Genomic DNA, 17,158 nt, shown 5'->3' with positions numbered 1-17,158 from the left:
CTCTAAGTAAGGCAAAGAATCTTGTATAGGAAGGCAAAAAAGCTACAGACCGTTAATCGTCGGACTTAGCATTACGTGGATAGAATCTAGAAGAAATCTGGCGCTGATCGGCATCCAATTCCGTTAAATCAGATTCAGATGGATCGACAGACTGCAAATCTACCTGTAGAAATTGCAAGGATGTAAAGGGATTAGTCTGCTGGTAAGTTTGTGGATCACCACCTGGCGTAGAATTAAATGCATCTAGAGGGTTGGGATTGGTCGTCAACTGTGCTTGTACCTGAAAATCTGCAACCTGGTTGACTATCGATACGAAATTACCCCGATTCACACTTAGCTGTAATACATTGTTATTCAGCCGGTAGTGTCGCTGCTCAAGGAGATAAATCACGGGTCTATTGGCCACTTGATAGGTATTGGCGAAAGCAGCACCATCCCCAACAAATATCCGATTCAGAGTCGGATTAGGCGTCGCATCAGGTGCCTCAAATGAGTAACTAAAAAATTCACCCTCACGGTCTACAGGGTCATATATATAGGCCGTTACGCATTCGTCATCACAAGTAGTTGAGGCAAGGGCAGCTACTCGATCACATCCCGCAACATTGTCTTGTTCACAGCGTTCTCTGCTTGCCAGGGTCAGTGGATCGTTCAAATCATCATTATTACCATCCGAATAGATCGGACAGTCACCAGCACCAGGTCTCACAGCAACGGTTATGGTTGCTTGGACACCAGCATTAACATCTTCACAAACGGTCAATGTGTCAGAGATGAGTTTGCGCTGCAGAATAACTTCGTCTGGTGCTCCTGCTGCACCATCTATAACAGACACCACAGGCAAATTAATATCCGTCTCTAAAAAGTCTCCCGTATTTTTAATATCAGCACCTATGAGATCCAAACCCACCCGCAAGGTTTGATTAGATTCTGCACGAACCTGATCGGAGACAAAGCGCCTACGTTGGTTGGTAATCAGTCCCAGAGAAGAGACCAGCACTACCGAAGCAATAAGGGTTGTAACCAATAATTCAACCAGCGTAAAACCTTTATTGGAGGTTGGTGAAAACAGTTTCAGCTTGGTAAATTTCGTCGCCATTGTGGAATACCTGAAGTGTGATGTGCCGGGAGTCTGGGTTGGTGCAGAATGCTGGATTCTGGCAGTAAGTAACGATAGGGGTATAAGTCTTACCCAAGTAAGAAACATCTGTTAGGGTGTCGGAGCCAGTAGCTTGTAGAGTCGTGGTATCTACCTGGCGCAGTCCATCTAGCACTTGCTGAGCAACAGCAATACCTCCAGTGCGTCTTTCGTTGTTAATCGTAGAAATTGTGTAGTTCAAAAAAACCGGCACAATAGATGCTGCAGCCACAAAAAAGATCAGCAATGAAACCAGCGCTTCTACCAGGGTGAGACCTTTGTCGTCAGTATGTGAAGTCCGCAACATTCTGAGCAACAATGGATTGGGGGAGTGAGGTCTATGAGTTTTCATGAATTTCTCGATCTACGATACATTTCTCATTTCTAGGGAGTTACCGTTAACTGATATCAGTAAGATCAACTGTGCCTCCGCGAAAAATAGTCATGGTTCGTTGGTCACTATTTCCCGTATGCTGCATCGTTAGAGCCAGGGTTTTATCCGCTATTCCTCGAGTGTTAAAACAGATATCCCAAGTTGTAGGCGTCGCAGCCACTCCATCTTCCGTAACGGTAGTCAACTGTGCCGGTGTATCTAGACTTAAATCTTCGTAGACCATTTGCCCATCTTTTTCGACTTGGTCACTAATAATGGTCCAATTGGCAGCATTCGGTTCAGTACACCTATTCGCTCGCTCCATCACAAATTGTGTATTTGAGATCGGGCGAATCCGCACTGCAGAAGTCGAAGCCATTGCTTGAGCCCTAGCCCACTTCATACTCGCGGCAATTCGGTTAGATGAATCTCGCAGTGGATTGTTACCAAAAGTGATCGCAGGTACGGCAAAAGCAGCTAGAAATGCCGTAAGTGCAATAACAACCATGACTTCGATAAGTGAGAATCCTGCATCAGGATCTGATGGTTGCAAATATTTAATTAAGTGGTTGTAAAGTACCAAAGACAACTTGTACTGACCCATGAGATAAACTCTATTCTTAATTCCTAGGATGGACTCAACTTAAACAAAACTGATCACCATCTAATTGAGGCGTCGATCGATATTTTGCACGTCAAGAAAATCGCCATGCAAAAGCACACCAAGATCTCACAAACAAGTGACTCTTGATTAGTCTCCATGCTGGTTTCAGTAGCTCCCAAGCACCAATTCCAGAAATAGGTTCGGTAGATATTGCCTTACGATTTCGCAATCCCTGACAATAACTTTATATAAAATCTTCCTTCGTCACCTCAGTGATATCCCGGAAATCCTATAAGTCATACTTTTCAGACACTTAAATATACAATCAAGAAATATATTATCTCAGTGAAAACAATGATCTCGACTAAGAGATATGAAACAACAGAATAAGTAAACTAAAGACCAATATCAGACAAAATATTGCTAGATTTCTTACCCTAGCAATAGATCATTCATGAACTATAGAATCGAGCAATCTTTATAAACTGCTGATTGATATTGGTTAATTAGTAGATAGAGAAACTTATGCTGGTGTGTAGAATGTGGCTGAATCAGGTATTTACAGAATCAGGCACAACCCTTTCAACCTAGACATATCAAGGTGAATGAATTATTTTTCCTGAGAGTCTAGTTTAGAAATCGAAATCACTAGCTTGTGTGATCTAGATCACTGAAAGTTATTTTTATTTGAGTGTTGACAAAATATTTTGTTATCTCAAAAAACTACAGCTAAGGCCTGATCTAAATCACATTATTGTCTGCCAGTACTGAAGCCAACTGCTAGAATGGCTATACTCGAAATCATTGATTGACGTGAGGAGAAATACTTAATTTTTATAGAGATATTCGGTATAGTTTGTATAACAATCTGCAAGATCTGTATTAGATAGAATGCTGTACATCTGTGTTGGCGAAAACTCTCAACCATGAATAAATGGATTGTATACTCTCTGAAATACCGAAAGGGACAAGCAGGCTTTGCTTTGCCTGTCGCCATTGGGATGGGACTGATTATCCTGTTAGTCGGGTTGACGATGCTTTTGCGATCGCAAGATAGTCAGGTGAGTGCGATCGCACAAAAAGATACCGCCAAAAGCCTCAACGCCGCAGAAACCGGGGTCAACGAAATTCGAAATCTCATCAACGACTATCGTGAACTCGCGTTGCAGCCTGCCTGCAAACTAGGTTGGGCTAGCAATAATATTTGCCAAGATAGTAGCTCGGAAACCAGTTGGCATAACCCAAGCAACATAGCCAGTCCTTTCTTGGGCTGTGCATCCGATAACAATAGCAAAATTGCTAGTCATGCCAAACGGACTGTTTGGCATGATGTGGATTCTAGTAAACCTTCTCAAGGTGAATATAGATTAGTAGATTACACCTATACCAGTAACGTTGGGATTTTGACGGTTCAAGGCAGAGTCAACGAAGGCCAACCTAGCGAATCCATTTCTCAGCTAGAAGTTAAATTCCCTGTATATCCACCTCCGCCTAACATTGCAGGTTTGTGGGTTCAAACTTCAGCTAATACAGGTGAGATCGAAGCGGATGTGCTAGGTAACTGCAATTCTGTGACAACCATTCCAACTAACCCTAATCTATACAAATCACGGGAGTTAGAGTTGTCTAATGCCAGTATTAATATACCAGCCGTACTTGCCCAACCTTTACCAGGTAACTTTCACTTACTGACAAGCATGCCTAGTACTTTACCTCAACCGTTTGAGGTAGCTCAAGAGAGCAACTCCACCAACAATACACAGACATATAGATATGTCATCGACGATTTGGATGGTGGTTTTTCTGTAAATAATGATACAGGCCCTCTAAAAATAATTGAGATATGGGTCAATGAAGATATTGATTTAAGAGGGGAAAAAATCAGGAACATTTGTGGTAGCCGACCCAACTGCAATGCTCACACAGTAAAAATTTTCGGCCAAGGCGGTGATAAAGATATTACTTTGGATAAAGGCTCAGTAGTATGTGATATTTTCATCCATGCCCCAAGCTATGATGTCATGAACAAAAAAAGTGGATCTTCGCCAGTAGCTGCTCCACCTCCTATCTCTAACAACGATTATTGTAGTCTCAAGCCCCCACCTCCAAGTAACCCAAGCGCCCCAACTTCTTACAACTTAAATACAGGTATTTTTTGGGTTAACCGTTGGTTAGACGATGGGGCAGTTAGAACTCCTGTATTAGATCCACCAAGAGGAGCCTGGGGAAGTGCACCGATAACCATCACATATCCTCCTCAAATTGGTCCGATCCAATCCTGGGAAACTAAAGAGAAAGACGTGAGCTAAAAGTATAAAGCAAGCTAAGGGCATTTGAGTTAGCAAAGAAATGGATTGTAATTAATTCTGCATAAATGCTTATCATGTAATTATTCTAGGCTTCATCAAACAAATTATTAGACAGAATTAAAAGAACCATAACCTAATTTTTTAGAGATAGTGAGCTAAGTCTATGCCTAGGCAGTCTAGTTTTAATCACCCCCGAGAAGCTGGCTTCACATTAGTTGAAGTACTAGTAGGTTTAGTAATAATTGCAAGTTTCATTGGTACAGCAATGCAAGCTTTCGTGGCCGCCACCGTCTTTAGAGTTAAAGGTAAAGAACTCAGCGAAGCAACCACTTGGATTCAAGAAGATCTTGAACGAGTGAGGTATGAATCCAATCGATTAGATTATGCTGGCTCTAGCTACAACATTGTTCTAGATGCCTGCCAAGGAAGAACAAAAACTACAGGATATGCAGACCGCCTACTAGACGAAATTAATGGACTGGATAATATTTCGCCTCAATTTACTAATAAAACCAGTGCGATTGGCAATCGGGCTTATACTGTAGCTCGCATTCATACTCTTCCAACATCAGCGCCATTTAATGTTCTGAAATTGGAATATCGAGTTGTATCAGCCGATTACTCCCCCAGCGAGATCATTGAAGGCAAATTTATTCCAATCGCTATCACTCAAGCCAAAATTATTCCAGATGCTTCCTTGGCATGTCCTTGAGTTGAGGATTCTATCAACTAAGGACATGAAACAACTACAATCCACAAAAAAATATCAAGGTTTTTCCTTACCCGAAGTCTTAGCCATAGTATTAATCTTAGGAATTTTTGCCGCTCTAGGAACTCCTAGTTTTTTAAGTTGGGTCAATAAAAAAAGGGTAGAAGATGTTCTGGCGCAAGTAGAAGGCGCTTTAAAAGAAGGTCAAGCTTCAGCAATTCGAACAAGCCAACGCTGCAGTTTGACCATCACATCTTCATCGGTTGCAGCTAACCCCTCTAATTGCTTACCAACAGGGAGCCGAGATCTAACTCAAGTCAACGGCAGAAACCAAATATCAGGAGTAACACTAGTTGCTCAAAACCCAGACACAATAGAGTTTTCTCCCAAAGGATCTACTTCTTCGAGTAACGTCTTTGTGTTTTACCATCCTGACCAATCAGGAGGAATGCGCTGCTTAGCCATTTCTGCAGGTATTGGCATCATTCGAGTAGGAGAATTTAAAGGCTCATTTCCTCCTTCTTCAGGGCAAGCCACACCCACTAACTGCCATACGTCATCTTAAGTGTGTTTCAGACCGCTTTGTCGAAATCAAAAAAACTGATTGTAAATTGGCAAGCTAATTTACTGAAATGTAATGTCTAAAGTTGATAAAATAAACTAATATTTTTCCTCTAAACTAATATATACAACTCTCTCACTATCCAGAAATCAAAGTTTCTAGCTAAATCAACTCAATTTATTAGACATTTTACTTTCAAGCACTATAAAACGTTCATTTTTGCTATTTACACTGAACATATGTATAGACTTCCTCGCTTTCATACAACTGTGAAACCTTCAGCACAAATACAAGGATTTACTCTCCCTGAATTGCTAGTTGCTGCTGCTATTAGCTTGGGAGTTGTTTCATTAGGTGGATTCGGCCTAGTTGCGATTTTGACATCTAGTCAAACGGCCAATGCTCAGAATGAAAGGCGCACAGAGCTGGATCGTTCTTTAGACTTCATTGCCACAGAAGTCCGCCAGGCTGAAAAATTAGAGAAAAACGTAGCGACTGCCACTAAGCCGAGTGACTTTAATACGGGGCTACCAACAGGAGCCGCACCTGTACTCATGTTGTACCCCAAAATAGGTGGAGTACCAGTCATTTATTACCTGGCTTCCTCAACAAATAACACTTGGCGAGGTCCTAAAGTTGTTTACCGTTGGGGTCCTAGCATAGATAGTGATGGAGAGTATATTGATGCAAATGTCCCCGCCAATTGGGAACATGAACCACTCATCGATCGCATAGAAGACACAGGAACATTACCCAGTTGTCCTCCAGGCTGGACAGGTACGGGCACATCTAGTTTTTTGTCATGTGTTAACGATACAGGCAGCCTTGCCAAACTTTACAAGCAAGGCAGCGTGGTTAAAGCCTTGGGTCCCAATGAAATTTATGCAGCTGATGCGACCGTTGCTACCCGACCAACCTATGCAACGGTCCCTGCTCCTTCAACATCTTCCGGCGCAACTTCCGACCGAATTTTTAGTGTTACTGATGGGACAGTAACCTTTACAAACGATGCTAATATCAGCATCAATGTTGTTGGAGGTCAGGTCACTTGTGGAGTGAGCGGTCCTGCTATTCCCACAAACGCCACAGTTAATTTTGTCTTTCCTAGCAGCGCACCTGAGAGCATGACCATTAATCCAGGTGATCCAACCTATACTCGCTCAGTACCTCGAAATACAACTCTTACCATTACAGGAAATCTGTTGGATAATGCATCGGACAGTTGTGGTGACACAACACTCAGCTATTTTTCTAACTTAAATGAGTGGAATAGTGCTGCATTGAAACAGGTGATTACACTTTTCAATGGTGATACTTCACCCTCTTTCCAGCCTTACGGAGGACAAGCGTCTATTACATCATTCTTAGAAGACGCTGAAGTATTAGAAGGCCCTGACGACACAACCTTACAACTCAATGACAATCAGGTCGTATTCTTGTATGAATTAGGAGTTGAGTATGACTCCAATTACACCAATAACTCTGCCTTTGATATGCAAGATGTCGTTGTAGAAGCTGAAATTAGTCCTATCTAATAGGGATTAGCCACATCATCAAAATCTAAACAACAAAGCTAGTCTCTGCCCCTTGAGCAGCTTGCCAACTGCGGGCATCAAAATAGAGATCTTCTAGGGAAATACTGTAGAGGGATTCCTTGAGTTTTTGGTGCAGGCGTTTCCAGAGAGTGAGGGTCACCCAATCTTCCGCTTGCTGGGTTGCTGCTGATTGTTCTGTAAACGGTTCAACCGTTTCTCCCACCGCCTCCAAAATATGCCCCAGAGAAATTTGCACTGGAGGACGGGCTAACTGATAGCCTCCCTTAGAACCCCGAACAGACCGAACCAGCCCCGCTTGTCGTAACTCCATCAGCAACTTTTCCAAATAGGGAGCCGGGAGAGACTGACGTTTGGCAATAGCATTCACCGATGCCGGTCCAAAATTAGGCTGCAGACTCAAATCCAGCAACGCCTTCACACTATAGTGTCCCCGTGTGGTTAACTTCACCCTAGTCTCCGTTTCTTAGATCTATCTGTAGGAATTTCGCCAAAAATTCGCTTGGGGTAACGTCTCAGCCTAAACTGTTAAGTTGATGGACAACCCTGTTGATTGTTCATTCTACTGCCTAAACTTTTTTGAAATCATACATGTCCTTGCCTGAGTCCGACCGTCGTACCAAAATTGTGGCCACCGTAGGGCCAGCCATCTCCAAGCCAGATATGCTGCGGGCGGTCATAGAAGCAGGAGCCACCACTCTCCGACTCAACTTTTCCCACGGCACCCATGACGATCATCTGCGCTCCATTCGCCTGATTCGGCAACTCTCTTATGAGATGAACCAGCCCGTTGCCATCTTGCAAGACCTGCAAGGGCCCAAAATCCGCCTCGGTAAGTTCGCTGACGGCCCCATCACCCTCAAGAATGGGGATCCTTTTGCCCTCACCAGCCAGACCGTTCCAGGTACTCAAACCAGCAGCATGGTTACTTATTCCAAGCTGGCGGATGAAGTATCTGTGGGAGCCACCATTCTCCTCGACGATGGCCGAGTCGAGATGGTCGTTGAGTCCGTAGATACTTCTTCCAGAACCCTGCATTGCCGTGTGGTTGTGGGAGGGAAGCTGTCTGACTCCAAAGGCGTTAATTTCCCAGGGGTTTATTTATCCGTCAAAGCCCTGACCGATAAAGATCGAGAGGATCTACAATTTGGCCTGACCCATGGCGTTGATTGGATTGCCCTCAGCTTTGTCCGCAACCCAGCAGACGTCATCGAAATTAAAGAAATCATCGCCAATGCAGGCAAATCTATCCCCGTTATTGCCAAAATCGAAAAACATGAAGCCATCACCCAAATGGAAGAGATTCTCAGTCTCTGTGATGGGGTGATGATTGCTCGGGGCGACTTGGGAGTTGAGCTGCCTGCAGAGGATGTCCCAATTCTGCAAAAGCGGTTAATCGCTACGGCTAACCGTCTGGGTATCCCTGTGATTACGGCCACGCAAATGCTAGACAGCATGGTCAATTCTCCCAGGCCGACGCGGGCAGAAGTCTCTGATGTGGCCAACGCCATTCTAGATGGCACTGATGCAGTCATGCTCTCCAATGAGGCCGCTGTTGGCAACTATCCTGTGGAAGCTGTGGCCACTATGGCCAAAATCGCAGAGCGGATTGATCACGAGAAAAACATTCATACCAGTACTGCTCTAGACACATCCGTAACAGCCATCCCTAGTGCGATTAGCCAAGCTGTGGGCCATATCGCTGCTCAGCTCAAAGCCAAAGCTATTCTCACCTTTACCAAAACTGGATCAACTGGACGAAACGTCTCCAAATATCGACCTAATATCCCTATTTTAGCCGTGACGCCCCACGTAGAGGTGGCTCGCCAATTACAAATGGTCTGGGGCGTACAGCCGTTGCTGGTCCTCAATTTGCCCTCTATTGATGAAACGCTACAAGCTTCTCTCAATGTGGCCCAGGAAAAAGGCTTAGTGGAAGAAGGCGACTTAGTGGTGGTGACTGCAGGCACCTTACAGGGGGTCGCGGGGTCCACGGACTTTATCAAAGTCGAGATTGTCACCGCCGTTATGGGCCAAGGCATTGGCATTGGCAATGGCTCTGTCAGTGGCTTAGCCCGCGTCATTACCACTCCCAACGGTATTAAAGGCTTCCACCGGGGCGATATTTTAGTGGCGAAGGCAACCGATGCTAGCCATGTCGATGCCATTCGCAAAGCCGCCGGTATCATCACTGAAGTGGGAGGAATGGACAGTCATGCCGCCGTATTGGGGCTGCGCTTACGAATTCCGGTGATCGTTGGCGTCGAGAATGCTACCCGCATGATTCGGGACGGCACCCACCTCACCTTAGATATGAAAAAAGGGTTGGTCTATTCTGGCACGATGGCCCCAAGTGCCAACAGCTAGGCACACCGTTACACCTAATGGGAGTTCACGTACTAGACTGGATCTTGGAGTCGCATCCTACCCATTCGGCATTTTTAGTTCATGAACACCATTGTTAGCGATCAAGCTGCCATTAATAACCAGTTATCCCAACGCTTTATTGCTTTAGATCCGGGTGGCTACTTTTTGATCTATCTCGATCGGCAGGCCCCAGCCATTTGTGCGGATCACTATGCCAATGACATTAACGATAAAGGCTTAGCCGTCGACCCTGATACGGGGGAACCCTTATCTTGTCGAGGAAAAGTGGAACGCAAACCCGATGCTAAGTTCCGGGCCAAGACCGCAAAAGAACTCTGTATTGCTATCTTTGAAGAACCGAAAACCTGCCTGGTGACTCAGCTAGATCACGCTGCTTATTTAGGTCGCGAGTTTATCCGGGCCGAAATTGCCCTGGCCCAAGACCAAGAATATATCCAAGACTAACCCCCCATGAATGACTGAGCCACTCTCTACTTCTCTCGCTAGTTCTCCATCCATCAAAATTGCTGTGATTGGGGATATTCACGACGCTTGGGATGAAGAGGATCCAAAGGCATTGGCACAACTCGGCGTCGATTTAGTCCTGTTTGTAGGGGATTTTGGCAATGAGGCGGTGGAAGTAGTGCAGGCCGTCTCCACTCTAGAACTGCCCTATGCCGCATCCTTTGGCAACCATGATGCCTGGTATACCGCCACGCCCTGGGGCACTAAAAATTGTCCCTACGATCGCAGCAAGGAAGACTGGGTCCAGCAGCAATTAGATCTATTAGCAGAGGCCCATGTAGGCTATGCCCACCGGACTTTTCCCCAACTCGACCTCAGCGTAGTGGGGGGGCGACCTTTTAGCTGGGGTGGACCCGACTGGCGCTGTGCCGGATTTTATCGAGATCGCTTTGGCGTCAAGAATTTTGAGGACTCCACCGCTCAAATTGCGAACGCTGCCGCCACAGCTCCTTCAGAAACGATTATTTTTTTGGGACATAATGGTCCCTCTGGGTTAGGTGACCAGGCGGAAGATCCCTGTGGAAAGGACTGGAAGCAGTTGGGTGGAGATTTTGGCGACCCGGATTTGCGAGATGCGATCGCAAACACCAGAACCACCGGCAAACGAGTCCCCCTCGTCACCTTCGGCCATATGCACCACAACTTGCGCCATACCAAAGCCGTCCAGCGCAAGCGACTCTGTGTGGATGAAGCCGGCACCGTCTATCTCAATGCCGCCTGTGTGCCGCGAATTATCAAAACGGAGCAAGGGCTTCAGCGCAATTTCTCTCTAGTGACGTTGCAAGATCACCAAGTCACGGATGTACAGCTCGTCTGGGTGGATGCCGCCTATGACATTGCTTCCTCAGAAACCCTATACTCCAACACCGCTCCCCCCGCTGATATCATCCCTACATTGGTACCGTCTTCTTCCGAATAGACCGGGTCGTATCGTTCTGCAATAGACAGTCATGGCAGAGTCTCAGAATAGTTCCGAACGCAATCGACGCTGGCGGCTAATTCTCGGGGGCGGCGAGGCCGATGGCATCGGTGCAGAGGGTGGGTTAACCCTCGACTCCCAGGATACGGCGATGGATCAGACCTTAGCGGCCCTATACGAATCCCAAGGAAAACGATCAGGCGGATTAGGGGGCTCATCCCCCAAAGTCGCTCGCTGGCTGGGGGATATTCGCAGCTACTTTCCCAGTTCTATTGTCCGGGTGATGCAGCAAGATGCCCTCGAACGGTTGAACTTGCAGCAGATGCTGTTAGAGCCAGAAATGCTCGCCGCTGTGGAACCGGATGTTCATCTGGTGGCCAATCTGCTGTCCCTCAGTCAGGTGATGCCCAGTAAGACCAAAGAGACAGCTCGGCTAGTAGTGCAGCGAGTGGTCGAAGACTTACTACGCCAGCTTTCTAACCCCATGCAGCAGGCTGTTCAGGGCAGTCTAAATCGGTCGATTCGCAATCGCCGCCCTCGACACCACGAGATTGACTGGCACCGGACCATTCGGGCTAACCTGCGCCATTACCAACCGGAGTATCGCACGATTATTCCTGAAACTCGTATTGGCTTTGGTCGCAAGCGCTCAGCCCTCCGCGATATTGTCCTCTGTGTCGATCAAAGCGGCTCGATGGCCACTTCTGTGGTCTATGCCAGTATTTTTGCAGCGGTCCTGGCTTCCCTCCCCGCAGTCAAAACCCAGCTCGTAGTGTTCGACACCGCTATTGTCGACTTAACCGATCTGCTGCAAGATCCGGTGGATGTGTTGTTTGGCACCCAACTGGGCGGCGGCACAGATATCAACCGAGCCTTAAGCTACTGCCAGGGGTTAATTCGCAAACCAGAAGAAACGATTTTGGTGCTGATTAGCGACCTATATGAAGGGGGGAATCGCGAGGCCATGCTCAAGCGGGTTGCCTCCCTGGTCAACTCAGGGGTGCAGATGGTGACGCTATTGGCTCTCAGTGATGACGGTGCCCCTTATTTTGACCATAGCAATGCCGCTAAGTTTGCCACTCTGGGCATTCCTGCATTTGCCTGTACACCTGATAAATTTGCCGATTTAATGGCCGCCGCAATCCAACGGCAAGATATTGGTCAATGGGCTGCGAAGGAAGAAATTGTCACCGCTTCCCAATGACCTCTGCATCTCTCTTAAGCTGCTTTCGGAGCCAGTTCGGACCTATACCGTTTGAAAGTGTTCATCAAACCATACTCCGCGCCAGCGCCGCTCTAGTAAAAACACCCCTCATTCTTGCTCTAGCTTTTTAATTCCCGCCGACAGAGAGGGTTGGGTCATATAAAAGGTTTCCGCAGCCTTCGTGAAACTGCCATGGTTTGCGATCGCAACAAAATACTTGAGCTGAGAAAGTTCCATCTTGCCATAAACACTACCTATGGGATACAGACCAAAACCGCATTGCAGGCTAATTGTAAGGCCCAGTAGGATGCTCCTAAATCTACCCGCCTTACGTTTCACAAGCTACCTGTTGCTGCCCCCATCCACACTCCTGATATGAAAACATCATTATCTTTGTTTATCTATCAAAGCAATGATGTGGGGATAGCAAGACTCAGCATACGTTCAGGCAAATCTTTCTCACTTCATCACCTGGCTTCAGCGAATTATCATCTAGGTGCTACACCAGGCGTTCATACTCAGGCTGAAGCAGATGAGCAATCATCAGTTTTGTCAGGAAAAGGGCTGACCCCACCATCGGCTCTAGTCCAGCCATGATGAATCACTCTCTACCCAAATTCGATCACTATTGAGGGCAGCATGAACGGGATCGGTCTACTCTTAGCCATAGGTTTAGCGTTTATTCATGCCTTTGTCTCCAAGCTGAATGTCTCTAAAATCATTCCTGAACATCGATGGATCTCTTTTGCCGGAGGTGTTTCCATTGGCTATGTCTTTCTAGAAATATTCCCAGAACTGAGCCATGCCCAAAAAGAATTAGAGCATTCGGCCATTCCCTTGGTCGCCTATCTAGAAAATCACGTCTATATCTTGGCGCTTTTAGGACTGCTTGTTTTCTATGGACTGGATATCTGGGCCTCCACATCTAGAACCTTAAATCAGGCTGCGAACAATATTGATCGGGCCACTCCGGTTGTATTTTGGATTCATGTAGCAGCATTTGCTGTCTTGAATATCATTTCTGGCTATCTGCTCCAGGAGTTGAAAGACCACACCCTTATGGAGTGCATCTTATTTTTTATCGCCGTAGCTCTGCACTTTTTCATCATCGATCACAACTTACTCCCTTCCCGCCATAAGATCGTGCATCTAAATATCATTGAAATTCTTATTTATCAAGAATCTGAATACCCAATCTTATGCTGGGATGGGAGTAAGAGAGCATCATAAACACCCCTATGACCGCTATGGACGCTGGTTTTTAACAGCTGCGATTATGGGGGGTGCGGTCGCAGGTCAAGCCATCCATTTAGACAAAGCCGCCCTTTCGACGGTCTGGGCATTTTTGGCTGGGAGCATCATCCTCAATATATTGAAACGGGAATTACCGGATGAGAACAAAAGCTGTTTCTGGTCGTTTATTGGGGGAAGCACCCTCTATGCTGGGCTGCTGTTATGGAAGTGAATACTCAATCAAGGAGCAAAGACTATGCCTGAGATAATCACTGAGTGGTTTCGGGTCTTAGACCTAGACGAACTACCCGAAGGTCGCGTCAAAACCGTAGTTGCAGGTCATAAAAGTCTGGCCTTAACCCATCACCAAGGCCAATATGGTGCCCTTGATAATCGCTGTCCCCATCAAGGCGGTCCCCTAGGCGAAGGTTCTATTGAGAATGGCCTACTCCGCTGTCCCTGGCATGGGTGGGATTATTGCCCCCTAACGGGCAAGCCTCCAGGGAAGTTAGAAGTGGATGATTCCCTCGACACTTTTACGGTAGAAGTGCGAACCGATGGAGTTTATGTTGGCTTACCTGTTGAGGCACCTCACACCCGCACAGTCAGCGATGTGATGGCTGAAACCATGGTGAATTGGGGCGTCACCCATGTATTTGGCATGGTGGGCCATTCTAATTTAGGGCTTGCAGATGCCCTGCGCCGCCAGGAAGAACAGGGCAGGCTCACCTATATTGGCATTCGCCATGAGGGAGCCGCTGCCTTTGCCGCCTCCGCCTATGCCAAGCTCACGGGCAAACCGGCTGCCTGTTTAACTATTGCTGGCCCCGGTGCCACGAATCTCCTGACCGGGATGTGGGACGCCAAAGTCGATCGCGCTCCTATTTTGGCCTTAACGGGACAGGTCAATTCTCAAGTTTTGGGCACCGGCAACTTTCAAGAATGTGATTTGTCAGCCGCCTTTAGTGGGGTAGCTGCATGGAGTCAAACGGTCCTCAGTCACAGTAAACATGCTGAGTTGATGACCTTGGCCGTCAAACATGCTCTTTTAGAACGCAATGTCTCTCACCTAATTTTTCCTGATGAAATTCAAGTTCAACCTGCCATAGATTTGCCTGCCGCAACGCCCACCGGACGCATCACCCCACTGCAAATTGCTCCCCCTCCTGAGTCCTTACAGCAGGCGATTGAAAAACTCAAACCGTCTCGCCGCCCCGTCATTATTGTCGGTCATGGGGCCCGGTTTCATATGTCTGCGATTACAGAATTGGCTGAACTGCTGGATGCCCCCATCCTGACGACATTTAAAGGGAAAGGGCAGATTCCTGATGATCATCCCCTGGGCTGCGGCGTATTGGGACGCAGCGGTACACCGATTGCCAGCTGGTTTATGAATGAGGCGGATGTGCTGCTGGTGTTGGGGGCTTCTTTTTCCAACCACACCGGTATCTATCCGGGTAAACCGATTATTCAAGTCGATTTTGATCCGCTGGCGTTAGGTAAATTTCATCCCATAGAGGTGCCCGTTTGGGGTGAAATTAGTATTGTGGTGGAGCAGCTCAAGAGCGCACTAGTAGGGCAGGTGAATACAGAAAATGTCAGATCTGAGATCTCAGAACGTTGGGGGATCTGGCGGGCTGAAAAAGCCCGTCGAGAATTAGATGACCGCGGGCAAGGACTCAACTCTGCTACTATTTTTGCCGCCATGACCCGACAAGTATCCGCCAATGCAGTCATAGCAGTGGATGTGGGCAACAACACCTATTCCTTTGGTCGCTATTTTGAATGTCAGGCCCAGTCTGTTTTAATGTCGGGATACCTTGGGTCCATCGGGTTTGCCTTTCCTGCTGCCCTGGGAGCCTGGGCTGCTGCAGGCCACGAGCGCCCGATTATTTCTGTCTCAGGTGATGGAGGCTTTGGACAATATTTGGCGGAATTTACAACCGCCGTGAAATACAAGATGAATATCACCCATATCCTGCTCCACAACGATCAGTTGGGCAAAATCTCTAAGGAGCAAAGAGCGGGGGAATGGGATGTTTGGCAAACTTCATTACACAATCCTGATTTTTCTAAATACGCTCAGAATTGCGGTGGGTTCGGCATCCGCGTCACCCAACAGGATGAACTGGATGATGCCATCGCTCAAGCCTTGGCTTACGATGGTCCTGCTCTAGTAGAAATCATGTCTGATCCAGAGTTGATTTAAACGCTTCACCTTTGTCACTCCTCCTGACCTAATCAAACATTTATCCATCAATCCAGAGAAATTATGTCTGAACAACTGACTAAACTCACTCAGCACCAATGCGAGAATGCCCCTGCTAAATATGACGACCTCAAGGCCCTATTCCTGAACTGTACCCTCAACCGAACCCCTATTTTGTCTCATACGGAAGGGGTCATTCAGATCGCCAAAAACATTTTTGAAGCCAATGGCATCCAAACCAAGGTCATTCGCCCCGTGGATTACGACATCCCGGCTGGCTTGGGCTTGGATATGTCCCAAACGGATGAATGGGATAAGGATGATTGGCCCCAGATTCAAAAAGAGGTGGATGCCACCGACATTTTGGTTCTATGTACCTCTGTGTGGCTGGGGGAGAAAAGCTCCGTTTGTAACCGAGTCCTAGAGCGCATGTATGGTTATACCCATTTACTCAACGACAAAGGTCAATATCGAGATTACGGAAAAGTAGGCGCGACCTTAATTACGGGCAATGAAGATGGCGTCAAACATTGTGCCATGAATATTTTGTTCTCCCTCTCTCATATTGGCTATACGATTCCACCCCAAGTGGATGCCGGGTGGTTAGGGGAAGTGGGTCCTGGCCCCTCTTATCTAGATCCAGGCTCGGGTGGACCCGAGAATGATTTTACGAACCGCAATACCACCTTCTTAGCTTGGAACTGTATGCATATGGCTCGGCTATTGAAGGACAGTGGCGGGATTCCAGCCCACGGGAATTTACCGGATGCTTGGGAAGCTGGGTGTAAAACGGACTTTAAGAATCCCGAGCATAAGCGCTAGATATGGCAATGCTTCGGAGGCAAAGATTTTGCGGTAATTCAGTGGGACGCAATCTTTTTCTGCATTTCATCCAAGACTCAGTGGTCAAGCTTGTCGTGATGAAATAGATCAATCCCTTTACGGTGGTCAAGCATAGCAAAGTTTTTGGGCTTGACTACCCAAAATTTTTAGACCCTATAGACCCATTACTGATTGTAGGAAGGGTTACGGGATTGCGATCGCTTTGCCCGTATCTTTTGATTCACTTGCTGAGTGTCTGTGGGGGGCTGAACCTGGGAAGCAGCCCAGTTATAGGACGACACGATCATCCCCGGTCCAAGATTGGGGGCAGGAACCAAATCAGCAATCACAACTACACTTGCAAAGACAGCAGCCAGGATTTTTGGATTAATTTTAAGCGTGTCCATGAACTGGCGTCCTTATCAATGCAAACGAGGGATTATTTTTCTATCGTCACCATTAATTCAGAGAGGAGCTGTGATAAATTGCAGTTTTCGATATGACACAGATCACAGCTCCCAGATTAGAAGAGCTTAGTTGAGTAATCTAGTAGTTTTATAGAGCAAAATCCACAAAAGAGAGCGCACAATCAAGAATTTCTTAATTTAGTTCGATAATACTATCTCTCAAA

General features: G+C 46.7%; 17 protein-coding genes and 1 pseudogene. 12 read left to right on the top strand and 6 right to left on the bottom strand.

Annotation, left to right across the window (positions count from 1 at the left end; genetic code table 11):
* Positions 1 to 52: 52 nt before the first annotated feature.
* Genes I1H34_RS00985 through I1H34_RS00975 form a run of 3 tightly spaced genes read right to left on the bottom strand, consistent with a single transcriptional unit; the run spans position 53 to position 2,115 of the window.
* Entirely contained in the window at positions 53 to 1,099 is a 1,047-nt protein-coding gene (locus I1H34_RS00985) for a PilW family protein (protein ID WP_212663935.1), read from the bottom strand.
* Positions 1,050 to 1,490 (bottom strand): type IV pilus modification PilV family protein, encoded by a 441-nt coding sequence (locus I1H34_RS00980; protein WP_212663934.1) that lies wholly within the window; start codon positions 1,488 to 1,490, stop codon positions 1,050 to 1,052. Before I1H34_RS00980 ends, I1H34_RS00985 begins: the two co-directional genes overlap by 50 nt.
* Before the next feature lie 46 nt (positions 1,491 to 1,536).
* Entirely contained in the window at positions 1,537 to 2,115 is a 579-nt protein-coding gene (locus tag I1H34_RS00975; protein WP_212663933.1) for a GspH/FimT family pseudopilin, read from the bottom strand.
* A 926-nt stretch (positions 2,116 to 3,041) separates the two neighbouring features.
* Between I1H34_RS00975 and I1H34_RS00970 the strand changes: the two genes are divergently transcribed.
* The 4 genes from I1H34_RS00970 (at position 3,042) to I1H34_RS00955 (ending at position 7,230) form a co-directional block, all read left to right on the top strand.
* Positions 3,042 to 4,424 (top strand): hypothetical protein, encoded by a 1,383-nt coding sequence (locus tag I1H34_RS00970; protein WP_212663932.1) that lies wholly within the window; start codon positions 3,042 to 3,044, stop codon positions 4,422 to 4,424.
* A gap of 163 nt (positions 4,425 to 4,587) precedes the next feature.
* Positions 4,588 to 5,136, top strand: a complete 549-nt coding sequence (locus tag I1H34_RS00965) for a type II secretion system protein (protein ID WP_212663931.1) — start codon at positions 4,588 to 4,590, stop codon at positions 5,134 to 5,136.
* 25 nt (positions 5,137 to 5,161) lie between these two features.
* Complete coding sequence (locus tag I1H34_RS00960; RefSeq protein ID WP_212663930.1) at positions 5,162 to 5,698, top strand: pilus assembly FimT family protein; 537 nt, start codon at positions 5,162 to 5,164, stop codon at positions 5,696 to 5,698.
* Between the two features lie 266 nt (positions 5,699 to 5,964).
* Positions 5,965 to 7,230, top strand: coding sequence for a PulJ/GspJ family protein (locus tag I1H34_RS00955; RefSeq protein WP_212663929.1), 1,266 nt, complete (start codon positions 5,965 to 5,967; stop codon positions 7,228 to 7,230).
* Positions 7,231 to 7,255: 25 nt separating this feature from the next.
* On the opposite strand, the gene I1H34_RS00950 is transcribed toward I1H34_RS00955, so the two are convergent.
* A complete protein-coding gene (locus tag I1H34_RS00950) occupies positions 7,256 to 7,699 on the bottom strand; it encodes an Rrf2 family transcriptional regulator (protein ID WP_212663928.1) in 444 nt (147 codons plus the stop codon).
* Between the two features lie 140 nt (positions 7,700 to 7,839).
* Between I1H34_RS00950 and pyk the strand changes: the two genes are divergently transcribed.
* The 4 genes from pyk (at position 7,840) to I1H34_RS00930 (ending at position 12,263) form a co-directional block, all read left to right on the top strand.
* A complete protein-coding gene (gene pyk / locus I1H34_RS00945; protein ID WP_212663927.1) occupies positions 7,840 to 9,615 on the top strand; it encodes a pyruvate kinase in 1,776 nt (591 codons plus the stop codon).
* Between the two features lie 81 nt (positions 9,616 to 9,696).
* On the top strand, positions 9,697 to 10,080 hold the full coding sequence (locus tag I1H34_RS00940; protein ID WP_212663926.1) for a DUF4346 domain-containing protein: 384 nt from the start codon (positions 9,697 to 9,699) through the stop codon (positions 10,078 to 10,080).
* Positions 10,081 to 10,090: 10 nt separating this feature from the next.
* A complete protein-coding gene (locus I1H34_RS00935) occupies positions 10,091 to 11,059 on the top strand; it encodes a TIGR04168 family protein (RefSeq protein ID WP_212663925.1) in 969 nt (322 codons plus the stop codon).
* 31 nt (positions 11,060 to 11,090) lie between these two features.
* Entirely contained in the window at positions 11,091 to 12,263 is a 1,173-nt protein-coding gene (locus I1H34_RS00930) for a VWA domain-containing protein (RefSeq protein WP_212663924.1), read from the top strand.
* 111 nt (positions 12,264 to 12,374) lie between these two features.
* Here I1H34_RS00930 and I1H34_RS00925 read toward each other — a convergent pair.
* Positions 12,375 to 12,500, bottom strand: a pseudogene (locus I1H34_RS00925) (LysR family transcriptional regulator); the annotation flags it as partial.
* Between the two features lie 402 nt (positions 12,501 to 12,902).
* On the opposite strand from I1H34_RS00925, the gene I1H34_RS00920 reads away from it, so the two are divergent.
* The 4 genes from I1H34_RS00920 (at position 12,903) to I1H34_RS00910 (ending at position 16,527) form a co-directional block, all read left to right on the top strand.
* Positions 12,903 to 13,493, top strand: a complete 591-nt coding sequence (locus tag I1H34_RS00920) for a hypothetical protein (protein ID WP_249369683.1) — start codon at positions 12,903 to 12,905, stop codon at positions 13,491 to 13,493.
* Positions 13,471 to 13,728 carry a hypothetical protein gene (locus tag I1H34_RS32000; protein ID WP_249369681.1) on the top strand — a complete coding sequence of 86 codons (258 nt, stop codon included), beginning with the start codon at positions 13,471 to 13,473 and terminating at the stop codon, positions 13,726 to 13,728. Before I1H34_RS00920 ends, I1H34_RS32000 begins: the two co-directional genes overlap by 23 nt.
* A 24-nt stretch (positions 13,729 to 13,752) precedes the next feature.
* Positions 13,753 to 15,705: a thiamine pyrophosphate-binding protein gene (locus tag I1H34_RS00915; protein ID WP_212663922.1), complete on the top strand. Its 1,953-nt coding sequence runs from the start codon at positions 13,753 to 13,755 to the stop codon at positions 15,703 to 15,705.
* Between the two features lie 63 nt (positions 15,706 to 15,768).
* Complete coding sequence (locus I1H34_RS00910; protein ID WP_212663921.1) at positions 15,769 to 16,527, top strand: flavodoxin family protein; 759 nt, start codon at positions 15,769 to 15,771, stop codon at positions 16,525 to 16,527.
* A 185-nt stretch (positions 16,528 to 16,712) separates the two neighbouring features.
* Here the strand turns inward: I1H34_RS00910 and I1H34_RS00905 are convergent, their stop codons facing one another.
* Entirely contained in the window at positions 16,713 to 16,934 is a 222-nt protein-coding gene (locus I1H34_RS00905) for a hypothetical protein (RefSeq protein WP_212663920.1), read from the bottom strand.
* Positions 16,935 to 17,158: the final 224 nt, after the last annotated feature.

The sequence above is a fragment of the Acaryochloris marina S15 genome (assembly GCF_018336915.1).
GTDB lineage: Bacteria > Cyanobacteriota > Cyanobacteriia > Thermosynechococcales > Thermosynechococcaceae > Acaryochloris > Acaryochloris marina_A.
The sequence above is the reverse complement of the archived record's forward strand: the minus strand, read 5'-3'. Positions and strand labels throughout refer to the sequence as shown.